Below are 25,694 nucleotides of genomic sequence, written 5' to 3'. Positions count from 1 at the left end.
TCTGGCCTTTGTCAAAAAAATGCATTTTATGGGAACCGAATCCGGCGACATGCATTTTTACTGCAGGCCAAGCAATTCCCCCGTCCCCGCCTGAAGCTTGGCTGAAAATAAACAGGTTTCGCCCCTGAAAACCTGTTATAAAAATAGCACGGCTCTCATACGAGCCGTGCTTTTTTATTGCGCATTTTGCACGATCAAAGCCGGGTCACGCCTGTCAGGCCCGACCTGCACATCCGGCAATCATCTCAAGAATCTACGCTGTCCCCGGTGGGAAATTTCAGCCGGTAGACGATCCGTTCCGGTGTCAGCTGATATTCGGCGCTTCCGCCCAGTGCGGATGGAACCACCTTTTCAAGCACAACGCTGCCGAAACTGCCGCGCCGGGCCTCTGCCGGCTCTTTCGACGGTTTGATCGGCTCTATCCATTCGACTATGTAGACATCATCTTCCTGGCGACACTGCAGCGATATCGGCGGATGATAGGCAAGATTGCCGCTGTGGCTCACCGTATTGACGACCAGCTCGTGGAAGGCGAGCCCGATATAAAGCGCACCATTTGGATTGAGCAGCAGGTTTTCCCCTTCCATGTGGATGAGGTTTGGATATTCCGGCACATAAAGATCGAATTGCTGGCGAAGAAGTTCGAAAATACGAGCGCCCCTCCAATCGGAATCGGTGATGAGATCCTGACTTTGGGCCAAGGCATGCAACCGCCCCCGGAACTTGCGCAGAAAATCATCCTTGGTGAGGCTGAATCGAGCCGTCTGGCCCGCAAGGCTCTGGATGATAGCCAGGAGGTTCTTGGAACGGTGACTGACTTCACGCAGCAGTGAGCGCAAAAGCTGCTCGCGCCGCCTTTCCGCTGTCACTTCCCGTATGGTCGTTTTCAGCACCGTCTGGTTCGACTGGTTGAAGGTGGAATAGACCTGAAACTGGAAGACCCGGTCATTCCCGGCATTGACCTCCAGCATGCCCCGGCTGCCCGCGGCATTCATGTCCTTTTTAAGTTCGGCAAGCCGCGCAGAGAGATCGTTGCCGAACAGGTTCTCATCGGTCGGATGGGAATCTGCCGGCAAACGCCAGACATCCGGCAGGTTGGCCACGAATATGTAATCGCGGTTCCAGTCCTGCAGCATGACTGTTTCACCCGAGTCGAGCAACGCAAGGACGAGCGAATCGTGAAGCTCGCTCTCGTTCCTTTCCGCGTTATGCCATGCCAGCCGATGCAAATTCGTCTCCTTGCAGAAAGCCGCGGGATAGCCCCACGACCGTAACCGCCAACGCCCGGGAACCCCACTGGTTCCCAGTTCGTCCGCGGTTTCGGCAAACTTCACGCTGCGACGCGAGAGCTTTCGTTAAAAAACAGAGCCTGGCTGATAAGTGCTTTTACCATATCCGGGTTAAACGGCTTGGTAACGAGGAAGGTCGGTTCCGGACGTTCACCCGTCAGAAGCCGTTCCGGGAAGGCCGTGATGAAGATCACCGGCAGGGACGTCATCTGAAGGATATCCTTCATCGCATCGAGGCCGGAGCTGCCATCCGCGAGCTGGATGTCGGCAAGGATCATTTTCGGCTGGGTGCGATGGAAGAGGTCGAGCGCCTCGGTGTGTGTGCGGGCAATGCCTGTGACGCGGTGGCCGAGGTCGGTGACCATCTGCTCGATATCCATTGCGATCAGAGGCTCATCCTCGATAATCATGATATCGGTCGCCACCTGGCGGGCGATTTCCGAAGCCGCCTCATCGATCAACTGACCGACACGCTCTTCAGACACTTTCAGAACCTCTGCGGCTTCCGAAGGCGTGAACTCTTCGACCGTTGTCAGAAGGAATGCCTGACGTGCCAGAGGCGGCACGGCGGAAAGGTTCGCGGAGGCGCGTTTTTCCCATCCCGACAGGTTTTCATCGGCCTTAATATTGATCGTGACGGAACTAAAAATCGATACAAACAATTGATAGAGCGAAGCCCGATCGCTGCTTGTCTGCGGGAAGATGCTGATATCGGCAATCAGAGCTTCGAGTGTTGCCGCAACATAGGCATCGCCCGTGGATTGTGAGCCGCAAACGGCACGCGCGAACCTGCGCAGATATGGCAGGTGCGGTGCGATGCGTGTAGAAACTGACATGGAATTCTCCCCTTTCATGCGGTCTGCAACGCAAACCCAAGATAGCAACGTGCGTATCGCAAAAAAAGTTCCGAAGCGTCGGAACTATTTTTTTCACCGCGCATTCTTTGCTCGACACAAAAGGAATACCGGACATTATGAACATATTTCAATCGGACCAAGACTCGCCGGACAATCCGGCCGCCCCCCAGGTTCCGCACTCCGGGCGGGCGGTGATTTCCCGCAAGCTCAGAGAACTTTACGATGCTGTTCAGGATGAAGGCATCCCAGATAAATTCCTCGATCTTCTCGAAAAACTTGATGAAGCCGAAAGCAAAGCCAAAATCAAGGCTTCGGAGGAATGATGGCGAAAGAGCCGGAGCAGACAGAATATAATTTCAAGCGGGAAATGCTGGCAGCGCTGCCAAACCTGCGAGCATTCGCGATTTCGCTTATCCGCTCGAGGGACCGCGCCGACGATCTTGTCCAGGATACGATCATGAAAGCCTGGGCGAAACAGGACAGCTATCAACCGGGCACCAATATGCGCGCCTGGCTGGTGACGATCCTCCGCAACGAGTTTTACAGCCAGATCCGCAAGTCCGGTCGCGAAGTGCAGGATACGGACGGGGTTTACACCTCGCGCCTGTCGGTGCCGCCTGAGCAGCATGGATCGGTCGACCTGCAGGATTTTCGCACGGCGCTCGCGAAGCTGCCGGACGACCAGCGCGAAGCAATCCTTCTTATCGGAGCCTCTGGCTTTGCTTATGAGGAAGCTGCCGAGATTTGCGGCTGCCCCGTCGGCACGATCAAGAGCCGCGTCAGCCGCGCAAGGTTGCGCCTGCAGGAGCTTCTCGGCATCGAGAACGAGAACGAGTTCGGTCCGGATGCACAGATGAGCGCGGTAACCGCTGCGGCAACGGCGCGTTGAAATAACGGGTTTGACCAAGCGATAAACGGGTAGGCCAACGCCCGCCCGTTTTTCGTTGCCCGCTTCGCTAGATGCCGGTTTCCTTGACCGACTGCATCACCACGAATGTGGAGGTGTTGGAAACCGATGGCAGGCTTGAGATTTTTTCGCCGAGCACCCTGCGGTATTTGCGAATGTCACTGGTGCGCACCTTCAGGAGATAATCGAAGGCGCCTGCAATCATGTGGCATTCCTCCACCTCCTTGATCTTGCGCACCGCCGTGTTGAATTCCTCCAGCGCCTTTTCCCGCGTATCGGAAAGCTTCACCTCGGCAAAGGCGATGTGATCGACCCCAAGTTTGTGCGGATTGAGAACGGCCCGAAAGCCGAGAATATAGCCCTCGTCCACCAACCGTTTCAGCCGCGTCTGGCACGGCGTCTTGGAGAGGCCCACCCTTTTTGACAGCTGCAGCACGGACATGCGCCCATCTTCACTCAGGGCCTCAAGAATCTTGAGATCGAAATGATCCAGATCGTCTGTTTTATGACTATTTGCCATTTAATTTCACGCCTAAATCGAGCAATAAAAGTTCATATTTCCTGTTTTAATCCAAAAATAGGGCCATAGCAATTTCCGCGACAATGGTATTGTACCCGCCAGGATGAAAAGCGGCGGGCGGAGGACACGCTGCCGCCGACGGTCTGTCTTCAACGCTTTTTCAGGATCTTCAGAATGGCCGATGGTGCAAGCAACGCCAGTGTAGCAGTGAACGGTATTTTCCAGAATTTTGCGCCGCCGGTGCGCGAACAGAGCCTGCTGCGCAAGGCGATTACCGCCGCCTATCGCCGCCCCGAGGAAGAATGCCTTGCGCCGCTGATCGAGGCTGCGACCGTCACGCCCGAGCAGGCGAGCGCCATTCGCGCCACGGCTGCCAAGCTGATCGAGGCACTGCGCGCCAAGACCAAGGGCACGGGGGTCGAAGGGCTGGTGCAGGAATATTCGCTTTCCAGCCATGAGGGCGTGGCCCTGATGTGCCTTGCCGAAGCGTTGCTGCGCATTCCAGACACCGCCACCCGCGATGCGCTGATCCGCGACAAGATCGCCCGCGGCGACTGGAAGTCCCATATTGGCGGCGGGCGCTCGCTTTTCGTCAACGCCGCCACCTGGGGTCTCGTCATCACCGGCAAGCTGACCTCGACGGTAAACGATAGCGGCCTTTCGGCGGCGCTGACCAAGCTGATAGCAAGAGCTGGCGAACCCGTCATCCGTCGCGGCGTCGATATGGCGATGCGCATGATGGGCGAACAATTCGTGACCGGCGAAACGATCGGCGAGGCGATCAAGCGTTCGAAGCCGCTGGAAGAACAGGGCTTCCAATATTCCTACGATATGCTGGGCGAAGCCGCGACGACCGCCAAGGATGCGGAGCGTTATTACAAGGACTACGAAAACGCCATCCACGCCATCGGCAAGGCATCGGCCGGGCGCGGCATCTATGGCGGTCCCGGCATTTCCATCAAGCTTTCGGCGCTGCATCCGCGTTACGCCCGCTCCCAGGCCGAGCGGGTGATGGCGGAGCTGCTGCCACGCGTCAAATCCCTGATGCTGCTCAGCAAGACATACGATATCGGCCTTAATATCGACGCCGAGGAAGCCGACCGGCTGGAACTGTCGCTCGATCTTCTCGAGGAACTGGCGCTCGACAGGGACCTTGCCGGCTGGAACGGCCTCGGTTTTGTCGTGCAGGCCTATGGCCGCCGCTGCCCCTTTGTTCTCGATTACATCATCGATCTCGCCCGCCGCGCCGGTCGCCGCATCATGGTGCGTCTCGTCAAGGGCGCTTACTGGGACGCGGAAATCAAGCGCGCACAGGTGGACGGGCTGGAGGACTTCCCGGTCTTCACCCGCAAGGTGCACACGGACGTCTCCTATATCGCCTGCGCCCGCAAGCTGCTCGCCGCGCGCGATCTGGTGTTCCCGCAATTTGCGACCCACAATGCGCAATCCATGGCAACGATCTACCACCTCGCCGGTCCCGATTTCAAACTCGGTGACTACGAGTTCCAGTGCCTGCATGGCATGGGCGAACCGCTTTACAGCGAAGTCGTCGGTAAAAAGAAGCTCGATCGCCCCTGTCGTTTCTATGCGCCGGTTGGCACCCATGAAACGCTGCTTGCCTATCTCGTCCGCCGCCTGCTGGAAAACGGTGCGAACTCTTCCTTCGTCAACCGCATTGCCGATCCCGCCGTGCCGGTGGATTCGCTGCTGGAAGATCCGGTCACCGTGGTCAATGCCTATCCCGTTCCCGGTGCTCAACACGATCGTATCGCCGCGCCAGCCGGTTTGTTCGGCCCCGAACGGACAAATTCCGCCGGTCTCGATCTTTCCAGCGAAACGACACTTGCGGCGCTGGACAACGTCCTGAAGGCAAGTGCGGCAACGGAATGGAAAGCTGCAGCACCACAGGCGGGCGGCAAGACACGCCCGGTTCTCAACCCCGGCGACCACAATGATATCGTCGGTTATGTGACCGAGCCGACAGAGGCCGATGTGGACGCGGCGATGCAGCGCGCCGCCGCTTCGAACTGGTCTTCCACACCGGTTGACGAACGCGCCGCCTGCCTGGAGCGCGCTGCCAACCAGATGCAGGCTGAGATGCCGGCCCTGCTTGGCCTCATCATGCGCGAGGCCGGAAAATCCATGCCGAACGCCATTGCCGAGGTGCGCGAGGCGATCGACTTCCTGCGTTATTACGCCGCTGAAGCCCGCAGGAACTTCAAATCCGGCGAAACACCGCTCGGCCCGGTCGTCTGCATCAGCCCGTGGAACTTCCCGCTCGCCATCTTCATCGGTCAGGTGACGGCGGCGCTGGTTGCCGGCAATCCGGTGCTGGCGAAGCCCGCCGAAGAAACGCCGCTGATCGCGGCGCAGGGCGTGCGCCTGCTGCATGAGGCGGGTGTTCCACAGGACGCCGTGCAGCTTCTGCCGGGCGACGGCAAGACGGGTGCCGCACTTGTTGGTTCACCATTGACGGCCGGTGTGATGTTTACGGGTTCGACGGAAGTGGCGCGGCTCATTCAGGGCCAGCTTGCCGGCCGGGTTCTGGCCAACGGCCAACCGGTTCCCCTGATTGCCGAAACCGGCGGCCAGAACGCCATGATCGTCGATTCCTCCGCACTTGCCGAGCAGGTCGTCGCCGATGTCATCGCGTCCGCTTTCGACAGTGCCGGCCAGCGCTGCTCGGCGCTGCGCATTCTCTGCCTGCAAGAGGATGTGGCCGACCGTACGCTCACGATGCTGAAAGGTGCGCTGCATGAATTGCGCATTGGCCGTACCGACCGCCTTTCCGTTGATGTCGGCCCCGTCATCACCGCTGAAGCCAAGGGCATCATCGAAAAACACATCGATGGCATGCGCACGCTCGGCCACCGGATCGAGCAGATTTCGCTTGCCGGCGAAACCGGCAAGGGCACCTTCGTACCGCCGACGATCATCGAAATGAAATCGCTCGCCGACCTGAAGAAGGAGGTCTTCGGGCCGGTGCTGCACGTCATCCGCTTCAAGCGCGACAATCTCGACCGGCTGATCGATGACATCAACGCCACCGGTTATGGCCTGACCTTCGGCCTGCATACGCGTCTTGACGATACGATCCAGCACGTCCTGTCGCGCGTCGCGGCTGGCAATCTTTACGTGAACCGCAACATCATCGGCGCCGTTGTTGGCGTCCAGCCCTTTGGCGGACGCGGTCTTTCCGGCACCGGCCCCAAGGCGGGCGGACCGCTTTATCTCGGTCGCGTCACACAAACCGCGCCGAAGATCGACCGTGTCGCCAGCCAGCAGGATCAGGCGGCCGTCGATCTTGCCCGCTGGCTAGATGAAAACGGTCAAACCGTGGCAGCCGAAGCGGCACGGCAGGCAGCAGCGCTTTCCGGCCTCGGCTTTGAAACCGAACTGGCAGGCCCGGTCGGCGAACGGAACGTCTATGCGCTGCATCCGCGCGGCAAGGTTCTGCTGATCCCCGCCACGGAACAGGGATTGTATCGCCAGCTGGCGGCAGCACTTGCCACCGGCAACTCGGTCGTCATCGACAATGCGTCGGGACTGGAAAAGGCGATCTACGGATTGCCGGCAACCGTTACCTCGCGCATCGTCTGGGCTGACAGCTGGGAAAAATCCGCGCCCTTCGCCGGCGCGCTGATCGAGGGCGATGCGGAACGTGTCGTTGCGCTCAACAAGAAGATTGCCGCCTTGCCCGGCCCGCTCGTTCTGGTTCAGGCCGCGACAACGGAAGCGCTTTCCGGGGAAAACCAGCCCTATACGCTCGACTGGCTGGTCGAAGAAGTCTCCGTCAGCGTTAACACCACCGCCGCCGGCGGCAATGCCAGCCTGATGAGCATCGGCTGATAAATAACCCGGCAGGGCCGAGGCCCTGCCGGCCAACTCCTATCCACTGATCTCGCCACGCCCGAAGAGCTGGTTCAGGACCTGCTCTTCCAGCTTTGCAAATTCCGCTGTGCCGTGCCGGCGCGGTCGCGGCAGTTTCACATCGAGATCAAGCGCAATGCGTCCTTCATCGATGACGACAATGCGGTCGGCAAGCGCAACAGCTTCCGAGACATCATGGGTGACGAGGACGGCGGTGAATTTCTGCTTGCGCCAGATGCGCTCGAGCAGAAGCTGCATTTCGATGCGGGTGAGTGCATCAAGTGCGCCGAGCGGTTCGTCCAGCGCTAATATTTGTGGATGGGCCACCAGTGCGCGCGCCAGCGCCACGCGCTGCTTCTGACCGCCGGACAGGACATAGGGCCATTCGCCCGCCCGATCCTTCAGCCCGACTTCGTCGAGAATGGCAAGCGCCTGCTCATTCGCGGCCTCGCCTTTGGCAATGCCGGTCAGGCCCACGGACACATTGTTTGCAATGCGCTCCCATGGCAGAAGGCGCGGCTCCTGAAACATCATGCGGGTGCGGCTCAATGCGTCTTTCGAAACGGTGCCGCTTGTGGGCGCATCGAGACCGGCCAGGATACGCAGAAGCGTACTCTTGCCGCAGCCGCTCTTGCCGATGATTGCCAGAAACTCGCCTTCCCGCACATCGAGATCGATGCCGCGCAGCACCGGCTTGTCGCCAAAGGTCTTGGTCAAATTTCGGAAGCTGAAGGCGACCTTGCTGTCGTCCTGCTTGCCGCGCTGTTCAACCTTCGGCTCTGCCCCGGGCGGGGAGGATGGCGGGGCATCGGGGCGTCTCAACGTCGTAACATTGCTGGTCGACATGGGTTACCTCAGACTTTCTTGAAGGCTGGATGCCATTGCAGGAAGATGCTTTCGAGGAAGCGGGCGAAACTGTCCGCCAGCTTGCCGAGAAGCGCATAGATGAGGATCGACAGCACGACGACATCGATCAGCAGGAACTCGCGCGCCTGCATGGCCATGTAGCCGAGGCCGGAGGACGAGGAGATGGTTTCGGCCACGATAAGCGTCAGCCACATGATGCCGAGCGCATAACGCAGGCCGGTGAAAATGGAAGGCAGCGCGCCGGGCAAGATTACTCGCCGGAACAGGGTGAAGGGCGACATGCCATAGGTGCGGCCCATCTCCACCAATTGCGGATCGACACCCTGAATGCCGAGCAGCGTGTTGATGTAGATCGGGAAAAACACCCCGAGTGCCACAAGGAAAAGCTTCGCCTCCTCGTCGATGCCGAACCACAGGATAACGAGCGGAATGAGCGCCAGATGCGGGATGTTGCGGATCATCTGCAGCGTCGTGTCGGTGAAGCTGCGGGAGAATTTGGAGAGGCCATTGGCCAATCCGAAAATGAAGCCGATGGAGCCGCCAATGGCGAAACCCACAAGCGCACGAGCGGAACTGACGCCGATATTGGCGATGAGTTCCCCTGACAGCAGAAGCCGCCAGAAGGCTTCCGCAACGGCGGAGGGGGCTGGAAGCACGTTTCCCGAAATAAGCCCGATGCGGGAGGCCGCCTCCCAGCCTGCGAGAATGATGGCGGGAAGCAGCCAGCCCGTGATGCTTCCGGCCTCGATGCGCCTTCTGATGCTCATGGCGAAGCCTCCGGACCTGCGATCAGTTGGTGGCGCCCGACCAGACGGCATCCTTGATGCTGATCTGTTTCGGGATCAGGCCGAGACGATAAAAGCGGTCGGCGGTTTCCTGCTGGCTGGCAACGATCTTGTCGTCGATCTTCGTAATCCCGAACTCAGAACGCTTGGCGGCAAGCGTCTGCGCTTCCAGCGGCACACCCGTCACCTCGTGCAGCGCTGCGGCAACCTTGTCACGGTTGGCAGCGGACCATTTGGCCGCTTCACCCAGGGCATCGATGGTGGTGTTGATGGTGTCCGCATGCGACTTTGCGTAGTCGCGATTGGCGAGGAAATAGGTGCTGACATCAAGAACGTCGCTGGTGCGGGCGAGCGTGACGGGCTTGTAGCGGGTCTCCGCAATCGCATAGAAAGGATCCCAGACGGCCCAGGCGTCGATCTTGTCGCTGGCAAAGGCTGCGGCGGCATCAGCCGGGCTGAGATAGATCACTTCGATATCGCTGAATTTCAGGCCGTTCTTCTCCAGCGCCGCCACCAGCAGGTTATGGGCGCTGGTGCCCTTGCCAACGCCGACCTTTTTGCCCTTCAGATCGGCAACCGACTTGATGCCGCTCTCGGGCTTGGTAAAGACCGCCTCGCCCTTACCGTTCGAGGGCAGGGCCGCAACATACACGATGGCCGAACCGGCCGCCTGACCAAAAATCGGCGGTGCATCACCCGTCCAGCCGACATTGATCGAGCCGACATTCAAGGCCTCCACCAGCGGCGGGCCTGCGGTGAATTCGACCCACGTCACTTTGACGCCCTTGGCTTCAAGCGCCTTTTCGATGACGCCCTGTTGCCTTGCGATCACCGGCAGGCCGGTTTTCTGATAACCGATCTTCAGCTCTTCCGCCGCCTTAGCCTGCAAAGGCAGACTGGATAATGCCGCAACGGCGAGAATGCTGGCGGAGAGGGTACGGCGGGTGATGACTGGCATTTTATCTCCTTATCACCGGCGCTGTGCCGGTTTGCGATATGGAGCAATGCTAGGGTTTTCCATTAAAACGATAGAGAGACGATAATTCAATATCAGCAATCTTGCGGGAATAAAATTCCGCAGAGAGGCCGCTTTCCCGCAAATCATCGCAGGCGCCCTTGTCTGAACCCTTTCGACAAGCAAATGCCGGTGCGGAACGAACCGCACCGGCATAATGGATCAATGTCACAATCGCGTTCAGACCTGCGAGCGATTTATTCGATGTCGAAGGACACGCCCTGCGCCAAGGGCAGAGCCTTGGAGTAATTGATCGTGTTGGTAGCGCGGCGCATATAGGCCTTCCACGCATCCGAGCCGGATTCGCGGCCGCCGCCGGTTTCCTTCTCACCACCGAAGGCACCGCCGATTTCCGCGCCCGAGGTTCCGATATTGACGTTGGCAATGCCGCAATCCGAGCCTTCCGAAGACAGGAAACGTTCCGATTCCTGAATGTCGCGGGTGAAGATCGATGACGACAGACCAGCGGCGACGGCGTTATGCGCGTCGATTGCCTGATCGAGATCGCTGTACTTCATCACGTAAAGGATCGGCGCGAAGGTCTCTTCCAGCACCGGTCCAGCCTGCTTCGGCATTTCGACCAGAGCGGGCTTGACGTAATAGGCATCCGGCGCACCCGTATCCACGCGGCCGCCGCCATTCACCACACCGTCATGCGCTTTGGCCGCTTCGAGCGCCTTCTGCATGCCGTCAAAAGCCGCCTTGTCGACCAGCGGCCCGACGAGCGCCGATGTTTCGAGCGGATTGCCGACGGAAACGGAGGCATAGGCCTTCTTCAGGCGCGGCACGAGCTGGTCGTAAACACTGTCATGCACGAAGAGACGGCGAAGCGTGGTGCAGCGCTGGCCGGCCGTGCCCATGGCGCCGAAGGCAATGGCGCGCAGCGCCATGTCGAGATCGGCAGAGGGGCAGACGATGCCGGCATTGTTGCCGCCAAGTTCCAGAATGGCGCGGGCGAAGCGTTTCGCCAGACGCGGACCGACATCGCGGCCCATGCGGGTGGAACCGGTAGCCGAAACCAGCGGAACCTTGGGATTGTCCACCAATGCTTCACCCACAGCGCGGTCGCCGATCAGAAGCTGCGAAAGGCCTTCCGGTGCGTCGCCGAAGCGGGCCGCAGCGCGCTCGAAGATACCCTGCACGGCAAGCGCCGTGAGCGGGGTCTTTTCAGATGGCTTCCAGACCACCGAATTGCCGCAGACGAGCGCAAGCGCCGCATTCCACGACCACACCGCGACCGGGAAGTTGAATGCCGAGATGACGCCGACGACGCCGAGCGGATGCCAGGTTTCCATCATGCGATGGCCGGGGCGTTCCGTGGCGATGGTGAGACCGTAAAGCTGGCGGGAGAGGCCGACGGCGAAATCGCAGATATCGATCATCTCCTGCACTTCGCCGAGACCCTCGGACGGCACCTTGCCCGCTTCCAGCGAGACGAGGCGGCCGAGGTCGGCCTTGAAGGTGCGCAGTTCTTCGCCCAAAAGCCGGATCAGCTCGCCACGGCGGGGTGCCGGCACGTTGCGCCATGTCTTGAAGGCCGCATCGGCCTTCTCGACCACGGCTGCGACACCTTCGACCGAAACGGTCTTGAGGCTGGCGACCTGTTCACCCGTAACCGGGCTGAAGGACGCCATGTCGCCACCGGTATAAAGATCGCGGGCAACACCCATCCGGTCGAGCAGGGCCGCGGCTTCCTTTTTCACGTCAAGCTTCGTGGTCGCATCCATGTCCAATTGTCCTTTTTGGCTCAAAGGGGAGGAAAGGCCGTTTTATACGGCTCTTTCAACTCCCGTCGCTGTTCTTTCCCCGAATTTGTCATTCTGTGAAACGACCTCCGCCGCAACCGGCAAAACACCATTCCATTCTTTCCCGTAATCATATATGGCCATAATGACCCTTTTCCAATGAGGAAAGCGGGTAAGTTGATGCGAGAATGGTATGGATCCGCGCAGAAGACTGGTCCCTGACATCGTCACCCTGCAAGCTTTCGAGTGTGCTGCAAGGCATGGGAATTTTACCCGTGCCGCAGAAGAACTCAACCTCACGCAAAGCGCCGTCAGCCGGCAGATCGGCGAACTCGAGGCGCAGACCGGGATGCAGCTTTTCGAACGCATCCGCCGGCGCGTCGTTTTATCGGAAGCGGGCCGCAAATTCCTGCCCGACGTACGGCGCCTGCTGCAGCAATCCGAACAGCTGATGGTGCGCGCGGTTTCGGCCGGAACATCGCACGCCTCGCTTTCCGTCGCCACTCTGCCAACCTTCGGCAGCCGCTGGCTGATGCCACGTCTGCACCGCTTCATCGATGCCAATCCGGACATGACGATCACCATCGCCTCGCGCTCGCACCCCTTCGATTTCGACGAGGAAGGTTTCGACCTCGCCATTCACTATGGCCAACCGGTCTGGGCACACGGCACCTGCACCTTTTTATGCAATGAGGTGATCGTGCCGGTCGCCAGCCCCACTCTGCTTCAGCGCGCAGGAATGAGAGGGCCCGGCGATTTCAACCGGCAGCCATTGCTGCATGTGACCACGCGCCCGAAACTGTGGACGGAATGGCTGGAGATGAACGGGGTAACGGCAGAGAATGCCTATAAGGGCAGCCGTTTCGACCAGTTTTCGATGATCATTGAAGCGGCCATAAGCGGCATCGGTTTTGCCCTCTTGCCGAAATATCTGATCGAGGCGGAACTCGCCTCCGGCCGCCTCGAAATCGTCTTCGATATCCCCCTGCAAACCGACAAGAGCTATTACGTTGCCTTGCCGGAAGGGCGGCAGGACAATGTCCTTGCCCGCGCCTTCCAGGCATGGCTTCTCGATCAGGTCGGCAAGCCGGCGTAGAGATTCACACAGTTCCCGCGGAAACCTCGTCAAGCCCCGGAAGATCGGGGCCGACCGGCACGATCCTGGTGGGATTGAGTGCCTTGATCGAATAATAACCGCGCTTGATGTGATCGATATTCACCGTGTCGCGCACGCCCGGAACAGTCAGCACCCGCATTATATAGGCCTGCAAGGCCGGACAATCGGCAATACGGCGAAGATTGCACTTGAACAGGCCGTAATAGGCAGCATCGAAACGCACCAGCGTCACGAAAAGCCGGACATCCGTTTCTGTCAGGCGATCTCCGAAGAGGAAAGGTCCGCCTGATGCGAGGCGGGTTTCCAGTTCCTGAAGTGTCGCGAAGACGTCGGCGAAGGCTTCCTCATAGGCAAGCTGGGTGGTGGCGAAACCGGTTCTGTAGACACCATTGTTGAGGCGCGGATAGATGTGGTCGTTGAGGGCATCAATCTCATCGCGAAGCGCCTCCGGATAAAGATCGATCCCGTTATCGGCCAGATCGCCGAAGCCGGAATTCAGCATGCGCAGAATATCGGCGGATTCGTTGTTGACGATGGTTTTCGTTTTTTTGTCCCACAACACGGGAACGGTGGCACGACCGGTATAGTGCGGATCGGCGCTGGTATAGGCCTCGTGCATATAGGTGAAGCCATTCAGCCCGTCGCGTCCCGAGCCCGGATAATCGCCGAACCTCCAGCCCTCATCGGAAAGCGCCGGCTCGACCACGGAAACCGAAATCACCTCTTCCAGCTTCTTCAGTTTGCGGCCGATCAGCGTGCGCGATGCCCATGGGCAGATCAGCGCGACATAGAGGTGATAGCGCCCAACCTCGGCCTTGAACCCGCCCTCACCCGTCGGGCCAACCGAACCATCAGGCGTCACCCAGTTGCGGAAACCGGATGTCTGGCGAACGAAGCCACCCTTCCTGTCGGTCGCCTGCACGGGATGCCACTCGGCCGTCCATTTTCCATCAACGAGCATTTAGGCTCTCCATTCATCTAAAGATGAAAAGCCTTATGGAGCCGCCTGCGGCCACCCCGCAAGCCGCGCTTCGGTTGACGCACTGTTTCCGATCATCACGATAACGGCGAAAGGGTCAGAGACGATTGCGGAAAAACGGGTTCCAGCGCACGGTGCCAAGCCTCACCTTTTCACGGATCATCGTCAGCAGTCCCGAGGCCGCAATGACGGCGAGACCGAGAACGGCAATCGCATCCGGATATTCGTGGAAGAAGGCCATGCCGATCGCCACGGCCCAGAGGATTTGCGAATAATGCGACGGCGCGATCTGGCTCGCCGGCGCGATGCGGGTTGCCACCAGAAGCGTTATCTGTCCCGTTGCCGTGCAAAGCCCGATGAAGGCAAAGGCAACAAGCTGGTGCAGATTGGGCATGACGAATTCAGGGATGGAGGCAAGGCCGTTGAAGGTGAGACCGTAGATCAACAGCACGCCCATGATCGAGGTGCGCTTTTCCTTACCCGCCAGCGAGCGCAGCAAAACGATGGTCATGGCCGCCAGAAATGCAACGCCGATCGCGGCGAAATGCCCGAGTTCCAGCGTCTTGAAGCCGGGCCGCACGACAAGAATGACGCCGACGATGCCGGCCAGAACCGCCGCCCAGCGCCACGGCCCGATATCTTCCTTGAGGACAACGGCCCAGCACGGTGACGAAGAGCGGCGACAGGAAGATCAGCGCATAGGCTTCCGCCAAGGGAATGGTGGTGAACGCGTAAATGCCGAGAATACCGGCAAACAGACCCGAGATCGCCCGGCCGTGCACGGCGAAGGGACGGCTCATGCGCCAGAATTCACGCCACCTTTCCTCGCGGGGTTTGCTGAAGAAGATGAAGATGCCGGAAAACAATATGCTGAAGAAGCCGATCTCGAAAACGCTGACCTGTGATCCAAGCGACTTGATCGTGGCATCGCCCCAGGAAAAGCTCGCATAGGCGAACAGACCGAGCAGAAAACCCTTTTGCATTTGAACTTCCCCGAACACCGACCGGAATGCAAAGCGCACCCCGGCCGCGTAAAGCGACCCGGACGCCCCTTAAAGGGACAGACAGTCTGGCAGATTTGATCCTCACCCTATGGCTAGACCCGGCTACCTATGAGTGCAAGCCGGAAAAACGGCAAAATTGCCCGATTGAACCCAACCGATGCAAATGGCTGCAAGGTGCGGCAAATTTGTCCCGCCACCGCCATCACATCACCGTCATGGAAAGAGGTTAGCCCGTGTTGATCGTGGCGCTTGGCGGCAAGCGCGAAGGCGGCTAAACATTGTGGTGTGATTGCACCCGCTGATTTCGCCTGAAGCTTGCTGCGCGAACATCGCCTCACGAACCGAAAGGAAGAAGAATGCGGATAGTGATGATCGGTGCCGGTTATGTCGGTCTTGTTTCAGGCGCATGTTTTGCCGATTTCGGCCATGACGTGATCTGCGTCGACAAGATGCCGGAAAAGATCGAAGCGCTGAAAAGCGGCCATATTCCGATCTTCGAACCGGGTCTGGAGACAATCGTCGCCAATAATGCCAGGGCCGGCCGTCTGAGCTTCACCACCGATCTTTCCTCCGCGGTCGCCAATGCCGATGTCGTCTTCATCGCGGTCGGCACGCCCTCGCGGCGCGGCGACGGCCACGCCGATCTCGGTTACGTCTACGCCGCGGCAAAAGAAATCGCCCATTCGCTTGATGGTTTTACCGTTATCGTCACGAAATCCACCGTTCCCGTCGGCACGGGCGACGAGGTGGAGCGCATCATTCACGAAGAAAATCCGTCGGCCGATTTCGCCGTGGTCTCCAATCCGGAATTCCTGCGCGAGGGTGCGGCCATCGAGGATTTCAAGCGGCCGGACCGTATCGTCGTCGGCCTTTCGGATGAGCGTGCGCGCCCGGTGATGACCGAGGTTTACCGTCCGCTTTACCTCAACCAGTCGCCGCTGCTCTTCACCACCAGACGCACGTCGGAACTGATCAAATATGCCGCCAACGCCTTTCTGGCGATGAAGATCACCTTCATCAACGAGATGGCGGATCTGTGTGAAAAGGTTGGCGCCAATGTTCAGGACGTGTCGCGCGGCATCGGCCTTGATGGCCGCATCGGCTCCAAGTTCCTGCATGCCGGCCCCGGTTATGGCGGCTCCTGTTTTCCCAAGGATACGCTGGCGCTCGCCAAGACCGCGCAGGATTATGACGCCCCGGTGCGGCTGATCGAGACCACCATCGCCATCAACGACAACCGCAAGCGCGCCATGGGCCGCAAGGTCATCAACGCAGTGGGCGGCGACGTGCGCGGCAAGAAGATCGCAGTGCTCGGTCTGACCTTCAAACCGAACACCGACGATATGCGCGACAGCCCGGCAATCGCCATCATCCAGACCCTGCAGGATGGTGGCGCCCGGGTGGTGGGCTACGATCCGGAAGGCATGGCGAATGCCCGCCATATCATGGAGGATATCGAATATGCGACGGGTCCTTACGAGGCTGCGGAAGATGCCGATGCCGTCGTCATCGTGACGGAATGGAACCAGTTCCGCGCGCTCGACCTGCCGCGCCTGAAAGCGATCATGAAGAGCCCTGTATTGGTCGATCTGCGCAATATTTACCGCACGGATGAAGTCGCCGCACATGGCTTCATCTATGCTGCGGTTGGCCGTCCGCACGAGAGCAGTTCCGGCAAAGAACTATAAAGTTTCGCCTTCGGCATTTCACTTAAAAGGTTTTCGCGCTTCCGGTTCGACCGCAAACGCACCAACGGATTCGGGATATAATCATCATGCGTTATCTGGTTACGGGCACCGCGGGCTTCATCGGTTTTTATGTTGCCAAGCGGCTTCTGGATGCCGGCCATTTCGTGACCGGTTTTGACGGCATGACTAAATATTACGACGTCAGCCTGAAAGAAAAACGCCACGCCATCCTTTCCCGCTCCAATGGTTTCAGGGCCGAAATCGGCATGCTGGAAGACGTGGACGCCCTGAAGCGGGCGGCGGAGGCTGCCGAACCGGAAATCATCATTCACCTCGCGGCACAGGCGGGTGTCCGCTACAGCCTTGAAAATCCACGCGCCTATATCGATTCCAATCTCATCGGATCGTGGAACATGCTGGAGCTTGCCAAGAACCTGCGTGTCAAACACCTGATGCTGGCCTCGACCTCCTCCATCTACGGCGCCAACGAAAAAGTGCCCTTTGCGGAAAGCGACAAGGCCGATGAGCCGATGACGCTTTATGCGGCCACCAAAAAATCGATGGAACTGATGGCGCATAGCTATGCCCATCTCCACAAATTGCCCACCACGGCCTTCCGCTTCTTCACCGTCTACGGACCCTGGGGACGGCCGGACATGGCGCCGATCAAATTCGTCGATGCCATATCGAATGGCCAGCCGATCGATATTTACGGCGAAGGCAATATGAGCCGCGACTTCACCTATATTGACGATCTGGTGGAGGGCATCGTCCGGCTGAGTGAGATCGTCCCGTCCGAGGAAAACCGGGTGACGCAGGAAGGCGTGACCGACACGCTGTCGCACCATGCACCCTTCCGCATCGTCAATATTGGCGGCGGCCAGCCGGTGGAACTGATGCGCTTTGTCGAAACGGTCGAAAAGGCGGTCGGCAGGCCGGCGATCCGCAACATGCTGCCCATGCAGCAGGGAGACGTTCCCCGCACCTTCGCCTCGCCCGATCTTTTGAGAGCCCTGACAGGCTACGTGCCGCAAACCCCGGTCGAAGAGGGCATCAAGGCCCTCGTCGCCTGGTATCGTGACATGCGCTCTACCGAATTGCGCGAATAACTCAGAGCGTCGCCAGCAGGCGATTGGAGAGCATGCCGCCGGACGCGCTCTGCATGGCAACTTTGGTCTCTATAGACTCTATGATCGTATCGCTGAAATCGACATCGGTGAGTTCGAGGATGTTCAAGAGACCGCCCGGCGAAAACACGTTCACCTCCAGTATCTTGTCGCCGACGATATCGAGCCCGACCAGAAACATGCCGTCTTCCACCAGCTTCGGCCGCATCATTTCGGCAAGCGCCACAATCTCGTCGGTCACTTTCACCGCCTCGGCGGTGCCTTTGGCGTGAATGTTGGAGCGCAGATCGCCTTTTGCCGGCACGCGGCGAAGTGCGGCATATTTTCCGTCGCGCATCAGCGGCCTGCCATTCATCATGAAGAAACGGACATCGCCATCCTTGGCAGCCGGCAGATAGGCCTGCGCAATCAGGTAACCCTCGAGACTGACGGCCTCGAAAATCTGGTTGAGATTGGCCTCCTTGCTGGAGCCGATCTTGAAGACATTCTTGCCGCCTGAACCCTGAAGCGGCTTGACGATGACACCCTTGGGATGAGCATCGGCGAATGCGCGGATTTCATCGACATTGCGCGAGATGATCGTGGTCGGACGGACGATTTCGGGGAAGCTCTGGAAATAGAGCTTGTTCTGCGCAAGCGCCAAACCTTCGGGATCGTTCAGCACCACGACGCCCCGTTGTTCGGCAAGCCGGCCGAACAGAATGCCGGCATGCACTGCCCAAGGCCTTGTCGTCTGGTCAAGCGAAGGATCGTTGCGCAGCATCAGCGCGTCGATTTCCTCCACATCCATCGTGCGCCGTTCCAGCGACTTGTCCTGAAGGGCGGCATGGAAAGCGTCGGCCTTCTTGTATTTCGCCTTCGGCAGCACAGAGGCATGAATGGTCAGACTGTCGTCCGACCGCAAGGTGAAATCACCAGGCGTCAGATAGACCACCTCATGGCCGCGATTGAGCGCAGCCATGGCCATAAGCCCGGTGGCGAAATTCGGCCCCTCGGTTTCGATGGAATTGACGAAAAATGCGATACGCATGTAGCCCCTCCTGTCATGTTATAGTGTCGCCAGTTCGGCGATGGATAATCCCGCCCGGATTTTTTCGAGCCGCTCATTGGCCTTGGCCGGCAGCAGAAAAGCGGGGCGTACGCCCGGCGGACGCAGGAGGCCGCGCAAGGCAAGCTCCTGCATCACCGGGAAATGGGCGGCGGCGATTTTGCCCATCCAGAATGGATCGAGCGCGCCGCCCTTGCGCAGATGTTCCAGCACCTCTGCCAGTCCGCGCAGATAAATTGCGTCCTTCGAAAGACCACCGCCCCGATAGATGCGCAGCACCATGTTGAAGGCGCCGGCCTCGTCGAAACCGTGATCCCGGGTCATGATCCGGAACGTCTCAACGAAAGTCGCGCCATCCAGCATGGCGGCGCAGCCGACGACACGGCCGGCGATCAGCCGCAGGCGCTCGCGTGTCATGCCACCGGCCAGGTGCTCCGCCAGCACCGCCAACCCCTCCTGCACGCCCTCGTAACCGGAAAGTCCGGTGCGGAAGAGCCTGAGGCCCTGAGACGAACCGTTGAAATAGGTGAGCAGATGCACGCCGATCTCGTGCGAGAGAAGCGCCTCGACCCGGCGCTGTTCCATGACGGTGTGGCGCGAGATCAGCAGTTTTTCGCCCGTCACCATCAGGCCGGGCGGCAGGTCGTCCCTGATTTCGACACGGGCCTTGAATTCCGGCTCCTCCGCCAGATAGGTCTCGACCATCTCGCGCGACTTTCTGGCGACCGCATAACAATCAACCATGGCGATTTCGCCGCTCTCATCCTTGCGCGGGCAATCCTCAAGCACGCTGAGGGCCAGTGTCAAAAGAGCGGGTTCAACGGCGCCGTAAAGGGCGCGGGAGAAATCTGTGAACGTGCGGCGATGCAGATTGGCGAGCATCGTCAGTTGCAGATCGATCTCCTGCTGCTTTTCCCGGTAAAGATGATAAAGCACCGGGTCTTCCAGATGGTCGAAAACCACGGAATACAGCTTGCGTTTCTGTTCCTCGACATCAACGCCGAGGGGCCGGTAAAGCAGGCGCGGCGCATATTGAAAGCTGCCGTCACGAAACTCCTCGAAGGCCCGGCGGGCATTGATCGGCGTGACGGACAGAAGAAAATCGAAGGAAGAGACGATGTCGTCGATCGAGCGATCGGCGCGCCTGACGGCATCGACGAAAGCCTTGCGGCCGAGCGCCCGGTGACTGGTGACCTTGAGGGCATCTTTACCGGCCGCGAATGACGAGAAGGCCTGTAAACCGGCATCGAAAATATCGGCAATCATCGTCTCGCGCAGGCCGGGATAATCCGCGCCGGATTCCGGTTGCCGGTAGATCGGCGCAAAACGCACACTGATGCAGGGGAAATCGAGGCCGGCATTCTGAAATCTAAGGATCGGATCCGCCGCCACTTCTGGCCTGGTGATGCGCGGCGTGCGAAACCGCACTTCGGCGTCGCAAACCGCCTTGATGAAAACACGGCGGGCGTTCTGTGTTTCGGGCTCGTCCGTCGCCGAGACGGAAACCTCATAATGCGGCAGAAAGGGCGAATCGTCAGCGAGCAGAATGTCATGTTCCAGTTCGCCGATATCGAGAACCATGAAGGCGCCGAAGCGTTGCCGCATGGCAGCGCCTACGGCCTCAATCAGCGGCGCAGCCTCCTGAATGGTCGATGCGATCAGATAGGACGCATGTGCAGACGCGATGTCGCGGGCCGCGAGATCCTTCGTACCGCCAGTCAGATGCAGGCAGAGAAACGGCAGCGGCCGGTCGATATGCAGCCTGCCAGTCTTTCCGACATCGCGACGGACCGCCTTGCCAGCTTCCAGACAGGAGACAACATCGTCTACCAGATCGGCGACCGGTGACGGTTCGCTGCGTGCGGAAGAGAGGTTCATCGCCGCGCCCTCAGGCACTCTTCAAGAACCGGTTGAAGTGCGGCCATCGTGTCGCGAATATCCGACACCACGCGTACGGCCGGTTTGCCGGTCCATTCATCCATGAAGAATTTCTTGAACTCCACCGCAATCGCACAGCCGTTCTGCGCAAAACGCTCGTGAATGAAACGTGTCTGCTCCCCCTTGCCCTGAAAGGCCACATTCTCGCGAACATCGAGACGGCGGCCGCCGATGGTCGCTGACGCAAAATGATGGCCAACGGCGCTGACGACATCGCTCCAGCGGCTGCGGTCCATGGAAAAGGTGCCGATATTGATATCAGGCGCTTCCGCCTGGGCCGTCGGCGGCGCGGCGGCACCCTGCCGGCGATGATTATAGCTGTGCACGTCCAGTACCACGAAAGCACCGTGCCGCCGTTCGACCGTTGAAAGAACGGTTTCAAGCATTGCGTAATAGTCGGCGTGAAAATCGAGCGATTGGCGGATGGATGCCGCGGGCGGCTCCTGTTTCCAGACCTCCAGTCCCCAGGATTGCTCCGGCTTGAGGTAGATTGCCTGGTCGGCCGCACGGTTGAGATCGATTTCGAAACGCGAATGATGGACGATGATGCGGTTGGTCATCCCCGCGATCATTTCGCCGGTAAAGGGATCTTCTTCCCGCAGGCGTTCGTCCGGGGAAAGCGCCATCAGATCGGCAATATCGGGGCGGATGCGATGACCGTCATGAATGGCCGTGCCGATGACGGGCGAATTGCCGAAGTCGATCGACCAGAAACCCTTGTTTTCGTTGTTGTCGCTGTATTCGCCGTCGCTCTGTCTGGCTGCCATGCTGCCTCCCCTGCATCACGGCTAAAACAACGTGACTTGCCCGTTTGTTCCGGGAAAAATTGCGCGCGATGTATTTGGCCCCGGCAATGACACCCCTTTAAAAAATGGGGAACCATACCGGAGAGCTCACGTTGTTCTGGCAGGAGGGCCGCCGTGTCAAACGGACGCGATGGCGCTGAAGAACATCGGGATTTTTCCGTTTTCTCCCGGTGGCCAACGAAATGGCAGCCGAGCTTCTTACCCATCCGGCGTCCCTCCGTCCCCGCTTTCCACGCACAAGGAGCCGCGACATGGAAAAGACCGAAACGCGCAAACTTGCGGAAGAATATCTGCGGCTCGGCGGAACCCGCCAGGTCATGATCGACGACAACAAGACCTTCGTGCGCCAATGGAAAGACGAACCGGCGGAAGCGGAGAGATTCTGGCAGACCAACATCGAAAATCTCGACGAGGAGCGCCTGAAGGACGTGGAATTTTTCCTCCCTTCCGTAAATTCCGACAAGGACGATTGAACCCATAAGGAGACAGATATGACTGCCATCAACGCTGCAAAGATCCTCATTCTCGCAACGGACGGCTATGAGCGCTCCGAACTGCGCGTGCCCTATGACCAGTTGAAGGCCAAGGGTGCAGACGTCAAGATCGCCTCAATCAAGGATGGCGAGATCAGGAGCTGGGATAAAAAGGACTGGGGCGACAGCATTGCCGTCGATCTTTCCGCCGGAAGTGTCAAATCGGATGATTTCGATGCGCTGGTTCTTCCAGGCGGCCAGATCAATCCGGACGTCCTGCGCCACGACGAGGATGCGATGCGCGTCGTTCGCGATTTCGTCAAGTCCGGCAAGGTCGTGGCCGCCATTTGCCACGCCCCCTGGCTTCTGGTTGAAGCCGATGCCCTGCGCGGCTGCAACGCCACTTCCTATTGGTCGATCAAGACCGACCTGAAAAACGCCGGCGCCAACTGGAAGGACGAAAAGGTGGTGACGGACAAGGGCATCATCACGTCCCGCAGCCCGGAAGACCTCGATGCCTTCGTTGCGAAAATCGTCGAGGAGGTCGAGGAAGGCCGCCACGAACGCCGTGCCGCCTGAGGTGCATGACATTCCTGTGCCGCCGCCTGCCGGCGGCACTTTTATTGGGAGACATCCATGAAAAGCAGATTGCTGGCCACCGGTGCCGAACGTACCTTCATTCTTGTCATCGACCCGGAGGAAGAGGCATTCGAGGCGATCCGCCGCTTCGCAAAATCGGAAAACATCAATGCCGCCTCGGTGACCGCGATAGGTGCCTTTTCAACTGCGACGCTTGCTTTTTTCGACCTTTCGACGCGAGAATATAAGGAGATCCCCGTGACGGAGCAGAGCGAGGTTCTGAGCCTGCTTGGCGATATTACGCTTGACGAAAACGACACGCCAAATCCGCACCTGCACGTCGTCCTGGGCTTTGCCGATGGTTCCACAAAAGGCGGCCATTTCCTGAAGGGGGTGGTGCGCCCGACGCTCGAAGTCGTCATTCGCGAAACACCTGCGGAATTGCGGCGCAGTTACCGCCGCGAATTCGGCATCGCCCTCATCGACCCCGCAAAATAACCAACGGAACCGGAAAAACGCCATTGCGTTATCCCTTCATGCAGGGGGACGCATGGCGGCGGCAATCATACGAAAAGATGCGGATAGTGATGAGGTCAGGCAATTTCTGATCGGTCTGGCACGTGGAACGGCAGGCGCACTGCTGTTTGCCCTGCCCATGCTGATGACCATGGAAATGTGGTTTCTGGGCCTCTATGTCAATTCCTGGCGGCTTCTGCTGCTCTGCATCCTGAACCTGCCGCTGCTTTTCCTGCTCGCCCGCCGCATCGGCTTTGAAAATATTCATTCCCGAACACAGGCGCTACGCGATGCGATAACGGCCTATGGGCTTGGCATTGCCGTCAGCGCCGCCGTGCTTTTGCTGTTCGGCATTTTTTACGATCAGCTCACCACCTCAAATCTCATCGCCAAAATCGCCCTGCAATCCGTGCCCGCCAGCATCGGGGCGCTGCTCGGCCGCAGCCAGCTCGGCGAACATTCCGACACCGAGGATGAGGAGGATGGCGAATATTCGGGCGAGACGGGTTATCTGCACGAACTCTTCATGATGATGGTCGGCGCGCTTTTTCTCAGCCTCAATGTCGCCCCAACGGAAGAAATGATCCTGATTGCCTACAAGGTAACCCCCTATCACATTCTGGCGCTTTGCCTGGTCTCGATCGCCATCATGCATGGCTTCGTCTATGCGCTTCATTTCAAGGGGTCGCACCAAGTGCACGAGGGGCAGGAATGGTGGCAGTCCTTCCTGCGTTTCACCCTGCCCGGTTATGTCATCGCCATTGCCATCAGTATCTACACGCTCTGGACCTTCGAACGTCTCGACCATACCTCGCTGTCGCAGATCATGAATGCCGCCGTTATTCTCGGCGTTCCCGCTTCGATCGGCGCTGCCTCTGCCCGGCTGATCCTGTGAGGACAAAATGACCATATCGAAGGGCCGCAAAAATGTGGAAAGCCCCGAACCGCATTGGGTGGAGTGGCTGACGGGCGCCGTCTGCACGCTTCTTGTCATCGCGATGCTCGGCTGGATCGGCTATGACATCTATCGCTACAAGCCGGACAGGGCACGCTTCGAGATTGCCGTCACGGACGTCGAGGCACAGGCGGGACAGTACCGGGTGAGTTTCCACATTCGCAACCTCTCCATGACGACGGCGGCGCAGGTGCATGTGCGCGGCGACCTGCAGCAGAATGCCGCCACGCTGGAAAGCGTCGACGTGACATTCGATTATGTCGCCTCGGAATCCCGCGACACCGGCACGCTCTTCTTCCGAAACAATCCCCAAAACGGAACACTCATCATCAACGTCGTCGGCTATACCGAGCCGTGAGACCTTTCAGGACACTTTCATGCCCACATCGGAACTGACGAAGGAACGGGACCTCAGGGAATCAAAACCCCTGTGGGCCGATACGCCCCGCATCGGCATTCGCAGCGGAAAGACCCCGGAAGCCAACCATTATGACACGATCGTGGTGGGTGCCGGCATCAGCGGCGCGCTTGTGGCCCATGCGTTGCACAGGCCGGGACAGTCGATGCTGATCGTCGACCGGCGTGACCCGGTAATGGGCAGCAGCGTCGCCAGCACCGCGATGATTCAGCACGAGATCGACACGCCTCTGACCGAGCTCAGAAAGATGATCGGCAGGGACGCTGCGGATCGGGCGTGGCAACGCTCGGCGCGGGCCGTCCTGCGTCTTGAGGAAATCGTTTCCTCGCTCGGCATATCCTGCAGCATGGCGCGCAAGCAGGCGCTTTATCTCGCCGGCGACGAAATGGGGTCGCGCGCGCTGAAGGCTGAAGCGGCAGCCCGGGAAGAAGCAGGAATTGCAGCGCGCCTCCTTGGCCCCGCCGAATTGAGGAGCGACTACGCCATCGATCGGACTGGGGCTATCCTCAGCGATATTTCGGCCTCCGCCAATCCCGCTCAGCTGACGGCCGGCCTTTTGCGCCACACGTCGGGCGCCGGTGCGGAAATCGTGTCCCATCTGGAAATCACCGATCTCAGAAACCTCGGTGACGAGGTGGTCGTCGCCACCGCACAGGGCAAAATCCTTTCCGCCCGCAATGTCGTTTTCTGCACCGGATACGAATTCCTGAAGTCGCTTGAAAGCCCGAAACATCAGATCATCTCCACCTGGGCGCTGGCGAGCAGGAAGGGCATCGATCTGCCGGACTGGCTGAAAAGCCATATCGTCTGGGAGGCTTCCGATCCCTATCTCTACCTGCGTACCGACCGTGACGGACGCCTGATCGCGGGGGGCGAGGATGAGGAAAGCCCGACATCGTACCTTTCTGAAGGAAAGCTCTTTACCAAACAGGACGCAATCCGGTGCAAGATGGAAAGTCTCCTTGGTATCGACATCGGAGAGCCGGAATATCGCTGGGCGGCGGCCTTCGGCACCACCACCACAGGCCTGCCGCTGATCGGCGCGGTTCCCGGCATGAGAAACGTCTACGCCGTCATGGGCTTCGGGGGTAACGGCATCACCTTCAGCCAGATCGCCGCCGAGATAATCGCTGCCGCCGTCAATGGCGGCAAGGATCCCGACGCCGATCTCTTCCGGTTCGATTGATCACC

At 59.3% G+C, this 25,694-nt stretch carries 23 protein-coding genes and 1 pseudogene; 12 read left to right on the top strand and 12 right to left on the bottom strand.

The window, feature by feature from the left end; translation table 11 throughout:
• Positions 1–245 precede the first annotated feature (245 nt).
• The gene (locus tag JZY08_RS22450) at positions 246–1,229 is read right to left on the bottom strand and encodes a sensor histidine kinase (RefSeq protein ID WP_035243025.1); all 984 of its coding nucleotides are present in this window, start codon (positions 1,227–1,229) and stop codon (positions 246–248) included.
• A gap of 101 nt (positions 1,230–1,330) precedes the next feature.
• Entirely contained in the window at positions 1,331–2,125 is a 795-nt protein-coding gene (locus tag JZY08_RS22445) for a response regulator (protein WP_035243023.1), read from the bottom strand.
• A 137-nt stretch (positions 2,126–2,262) separates the two neighbouring features.
• Here JZY08_RS22445 and JZY08_RS22440 point away from each other — a divergent pair, with 137 nt between their 5' ends.
• Complete coding sequence (locus JZY08_RS22440; protein WP_035243021.1) at positions 2,263–2,469, top strand: NepR family anti-sigma factor; 207 nt, start codon at positions 2,263–2,265, stop codon at positions 2,467–2,469.
• On the top strand, positions 2,469–3,035 hold the full coding sequence (locus tag JZY08_RS22435; protein WP_035243019.1) for an RNA polymerase sigma factor: 567 nt from the start codon (positions 2,469–2,471) through the stop codon (positions 3,033–3,035). Before JZY08_RS22440 ends, JZY08_RS22435 begins: the two co-directional genes overlap by 1 nt.
• Positions 3,036–3,102: 67 nt before the next feature.
• Here the strand turns inward: JZY08_RS22435 and JZY08_RS22430 are convergent, their stop codons facing one another.
• Entirely contained in the window at positions 3,103–3,573 is a 471-nt protein-coding gene (locus JZY08_RS22430; protein WP_003498512.1) for an Lrp/AsnC ligand binding domain-containing protein, read from the bottom strand.
• 174 nt (positions 3,574–3,747) lie between these two features.
• Between JZY08_RS22430 and putA the strand changes: the two genes are divergently transcribed.
• Positions 3,748–7,422, top strand: a complete 3,675-nt coding sequence (putA, locus tag JZY08_RS22425; protein ID WP_216331758.1) for a trifunctional transcriptional regulator/proline dehydrogenase/L-glutamate gamma-semialdehyde dehydrogenase — start codon at positions 3,748–3,750, stop codon at positions 7,420–7,422.
• Between the two features lie 39 nt (positions 7,423–7,461).
• Here the strand turns inward: putA and JZY08_RS22420 are convergent, their stop codons facing one another.
• The 4 genes from JZY08_RS22420 to JZY08_RS22405 all read right to left on the bottom strand — a co-directional run bounded on the left by JZY08_RS22420 (position 7,462) and on the right by JZY08_RS22405 (position 11,837).
• Positions 7,462–8,289, bottom strand: a complete 828-nt coding sequence (locus JZY08_RS22420; RefSeq protein ID WP_216331757.1) for an ABC transporter ATP-binding protein — start codon at positions 8,287–8,289, stop codon at positions 7,462–7,464.
• Between the two features lie 8 nt (positions 8,290–8,297).
• On the bottom strand, positions 8,298–9,077 hold the full coding sequence (locus JZY08_RS22415) for an ABC transporter permease subunit (protein ID WP_216331756.1): 780 nt from the start codon (positions 9,075–9,077) through the stop codon (positions 8,298–8,300).
• A 22-nt stretch (positions 9,078–9,099) separates the two neighbouring features.
• Positions 9,100–10,053 (bottom strand): aliphatic sulfonate ABC transporter substrate-binding protein, encoded by a 954-nt coding sequence (locus tag JZY08_RS22410; RefSeq protein WP_216331755.1) that lies wholly within the window; start codon positions 10,051–10,053, stop codon positions 9,100–9,102.
• Positions 10,054–10,307: 254 nt separating this feature from the next.
• Complete coding sequence (locus tag JZY08_RS22405) at positions 10,308–11,837, bottom strand: aldehyde dehydrogenase family protein (protein WP_216331754.1); 1,530 nt, start codon at positions 11,835–11,837, stop codon at positions 10,308–10,310.
• Between the two features lie 211 nt (positions 11,838–12,048).
• Here JZY08_RS22405 and JZY08_RS22400 point away from each other — a divergent pair, with 211 nt between their 5' ends.
• The gene (locus JZY08_RS22400) at positions 12,049–12,951 is read left to right on the top strand and encodes a LysR family transcriptional regulator (RefSeq protein WP_216331753.1); all 903 of its coding nucleotides are present in this window, start codon (positions 12,049–12,051) and stop codon (positions 12,949–12,951) included.
• 4 nt (positions 12,952–12,955) lie between these two features.
• Here the strand turns inward: JZY08_RS22400 and JZY08_RS22395 are convergent, their stop codons facing one another.
• Both JZY08_RS22395 and JZY08_RS27805 read right to left on the bottom strand, forming a co-directional pair.
• Positions 12,956–13,933, bottom strand: a complete 978-nt coding sequence (locus JZY08_RS22395) for a glutathione S-transferase family protein (protein WP_216331752.1) — start codon at positions 13,931–13,933, stop codon at positions 12,956–12,958.
• 115 nt (positions 13,934–14,048) lie between these two features.
• Positions 14,049–14,934: pseudogene (locus tag JZY08_RS27805) on the bottom strand (DMT family transporter).
• Positions 14,935–15,311: 377 nt separating this feature from the next.
• Here JZY08_RS27805 and JZY08_RS22385 point away from each other — a divergent pair.
• Both JZY08_RS22385 and JZY08_RS22380 read left to right on the top strand, forming a co-directional pair.
• On the top strand, positions 15,312–16,643 hold the full coding sequence (locus JZY08_RS22385) for a UDP-glucose/GDP-mannose dehydrogenase family protein (RefSeq protein WP_003498488.1): 1,332 nt from the start codon (positions 15,312–15,314) through the stop codon (positions 16,641–16,643).
• A gap of 86 nt (positions 16,644–16,729) precedes the next feature.
• Positions 16,730–17,752, top strand: a complete 1,023-nt coding sequence (locus JZY08_RS22380; protein ID WP_216331751.1) for an NAD-dependent epimerase — start codon at positions 16,730–16,732, stop codon at positions 17,750–17,752.
• A gap of 1 nt (position 17,753) precedes the next feature.
• Here the strand turns inward: JZY08_RS22380 and JZY08_RS22375 are convergent, their stop codons facing one another.
• Genes JZY08_RS22375 through JZY08_RS22365 form a run of 3 tightly spaced genes read right to left on the bottom strand, consistent with a single transcriptional unit; the run spans position 17,754 to position 21,523 of the window.
• A complete protein-coding gene (locus JZY08_RS22375) occupies positions 17,754–18,800 on the bottom strand; it encodes a glutathione synthase (protein ID WP_216331750.1) in 1,047 nt (348 codons plus the stop codon).
• An 18-nt stretch (positions 18,801–18,818) separates the two neighbouring features.
• Positions 18,819–20,696, bottom strand: coding sequence for a flavohemoglobin expression-modulating QEGLA motif protein (locus JZY08_RS22370; protein WP_216331749.1), 1,878 nt, complete (start codon positions 20,694–20,696; stop codon positions 18,819–18,821).
• Positions 20,693–21,523: an N-formylglutamate amidohydrolase gene (locus JZY08_RS22365; RefSeq protein WP_216331748.1), complete on the bottom strand. Its 831-nt coding sequence runs from the start codon at positions 21,521–21,523 to the stop codon at positions 20,693–20,695. Before JZY08_RS22365 ends, JZY08_RS22370 begins: the two co-directional genes overlap by 4 nt.
• Positions 21,524–21,813: 290 nt before the next feature.
• On the opposite strand from JZY08_RS22365, the gene JZY08_RS22360 reads away from it, so the two are divergent.
• From JZY08_RS22360 to JZY08_RS22335, 6 genes are read left to right on the top strand one after another with little or no spacing between them, the layout of a single operon-like run.
• Positions 21,814–22,035: a hypothetical protein gene (locus tag JZY08_RS22360; protein ID WP_035223556.1), complete on the top strand. Its 222-nt coding sequence runs from the start codon at positions 21,814–21,816 to the stop codon at positions 22,033–22,035.
• A gap of 18 nt (positions 22,036–22,053) precedes the next feature.
• Positions 22,054–22,614: a DJ-1/PfpI/YhbO family deglycase/protease gene (locus JZY08_RS22355; RefSeq protein ID WP_216331747.1), complete on the top strand. Its 561-nt coding sequence runs from the start codon at positions 22,054–22,056 to the stop codon at positions 22,612–22,614.
• 57 nt (positions 22,615–22,671) lie between these two features.
• Positions 22,672–23,112 (top strand): PPC domain-containing DNA-binding protein, encoded by a 441-nt coding sequence (locus JZY08_RS22350; protein ID WP_080839048.1) that lies wholly within the window; start codon positions 22,672–22,674, stop codon positions 23,110–23,112.
• Between the two features lie 52 nt (positions 23,113–23,164).
• Positions 23,165–24,025, top strand: a complete 861-nt coding sequence (locus tag JZY08_RS22345; RefSeq protein WP_216331746.1) for a TIGR02587 family membrane protein — start codon at positions 23,165–23,167, stop codon at positions 24,023–24,025.
• 7 nt (positions 24,026–24,032) lie between these two features.
• Complete coding sequence (locus JZY08_RS22340; protein ID WP_216331745.1) at positions 24,033–24,443, top strand: TIGR02588 family protein; 411 nt, start codon at positions 24,033–24,035, stop codon at positions 24,441–24,443.
• 19 nt (positions 24,444–24,462) lie between these two features.
• A complete protein-coding gene (locus tag JZY08_RS22335) occupies positions 24,463–25,689 on the top strand; it encodes an FAD-binding oxidoreductase (protein WP_216331744.1) in 1,227 nt (408 codons plus the stop codon).
• Positions 25,690–25,694: the final 5 nt, after the last annotated feature.

Origin of the sequence: Rhizobium sp. X9, from assembly GCF_018873185.1 — a bacterium.
Lineage (GTDB): Bacteria > Pseudomonadota > Alphaproteobacteria > Rhizobiales > Rhizobiaceae > Agrobacterium > Agrobacterium oryzihabitans.
Note: the sequence above shows the minus strand (reverse complement) of the source record. Positions and strands in the feature narration are given on the sequence as shown.

Bases quoted from the DNA above. Each gene is read 5' to 3' on its own strand.
- JZY08_RS22420 (WP_216331757.1), bottom strand. From the start codon at position 8,289: ATGTCGACCAGCAATGTTACGACGTTGAGACGCCCCGATGCCCCGCCA.
- JZY08_RS22340 (WP_216331745.1), top strand. From the start codon at position 24,033: ATGACCATATCGAAGGGCCGCAAAAATGTGGAAAGCCCCGAACCGCAT.
- JZY08_RS22355 (WP_216331747.1), top strand. From the start codon at position 22,054: ATGACTGCCATCAACGCTGCAAAGATCCTCATTCTCGCAACGGACGGC.
- JZY08_RS22385 (WP_003498488.1), top strand. From the start codon at position 15,312: ATGCGGATAGTGATGATCGGTGCCGGTTATGTCGGTCTTGTTTCAGGC.
- JZY08_RS22360 (WP_035223556.1), top strand. From the start codon at position 21,814: ATGGAAAAGACCGAAACGCGCAAACTTGCGGAAGAATATCTGCGGCTC.
- JZY08_RS22405 (WP_216331754.1), bottom strand. From the start codon at position 11,837: ATGGATGCGACCACGAAGCTTGACGTGAAAAAGGAAGCCGCGGCCCTG.
- JZY08_RS22365 (WP_216331748.1), bottom strand. From the start codon at position 21,523: ATGGCAGCCAGACAGAGCGACGGCGAATACAGCGACAACAACGAAAAC.
- JZY08_RS22445 (WP_035243023.1), bottom strand. From the start codon at position 2,125: ATGTCAGTTTCTACACGCATCGCACCGCACCTGCCATATCTGCGCAGG.
- JZY08_RS22400 (WP_216331753.1), top strand. From the start codon at position 12,049: ATGGATCCGCGCAGAAGACTGGTCCCTGACATCGTCACCCTGCAAGCT.
- JZY08_RS22345 (WP_216331746.1), top strand. From the start codon at position 23,165: ATGGCGGCGGCAATCATACGAAAAGATGCGGATAGTGATGAGGTCAGG.
- JZY08_RS22335 (WP_216331744.1), top strand. From the start codon at position 24,463: ATGCCCACATCGGAACTGACGAAGGAACGGGACCTCAGGGAATCAAAA.
- JZY08_RS22415 (WP_216331756.1), bottom strand. From the start codon at position 9,077: ATGAGCATCAGAAGGCGCATCGAGGCCGGAAGCATCACGGGCTGGCTG.
- JZY08_RS22380 (WP_216331751.1), top strand. From the start codon at position 16,730: ATGCGTTATCTGGTTACGGGCACCGCGGGCTTCATCGGTTTTTATGTT.
- JZY08_RS22375 (WP_216331750.1), bottom strand. From the start codon at position 18,800: ATGCGTATCGCATTTTTCGTCAATTCCATCGAAACCGAGGGGCCGAAT.
- JZY08_RS22410 (WP_216331755.1), bottom strand. From the start codon at position 10,053: ATGCCAGTCATCACCCGCCGTACCCTCTCCGCCAGCATTCTCGCCGTT.
- JZY08_RS22440 (WP_035243021.1), top strand. From the start codon at position 2,263: ATGAACATATTTCAATCGGACCAAGACTCGCCGGACAATCCGGCCGCC.
- putA (WP_216331758.1), top strand. From the start codon at position 3,748: ATGGCCGATGGTGCAAGCAACGCCAGTGTAGCAGTGAACGGTATTTTC.
- JZY08_RS22430 (WP_003498512.1), bottom strand. From the start codon at position 3,573: ATGGCAAATAGTCATAAAACAGACGATCTGGATCATTTCGATCTCAAG.
- JZY08_RS22370 (WP_216331749.1), bottom strand. From the start codon at position 20,696: ATGAACCTCTCTTCCGCACGCAGCGAACCGTCACCGGTCGCCGATCTG.
- JZY08_RS22435 (WP_035243019.1), top strand. From the start codon at position 2,469: ATGGCGAAAGAGCCGGAGCAGACAGAATATAATTTCAAGCGGGAAATG.
- JZY08_RS22350 (WP_080839048.1), top strand. From the start codon at position 22,672: ATGAAAAGCAGATTGCTGGCCACCGGTGCCGAACGTACCTTCATTCTT.
- JZY08_RS22395 (WP_216331752.1), bottom strand. From the start codon at position 13,933: ATGCTCGTTGATGGAAAATGGACGGCCGAGTGGCATCCCGTGCAGGCG.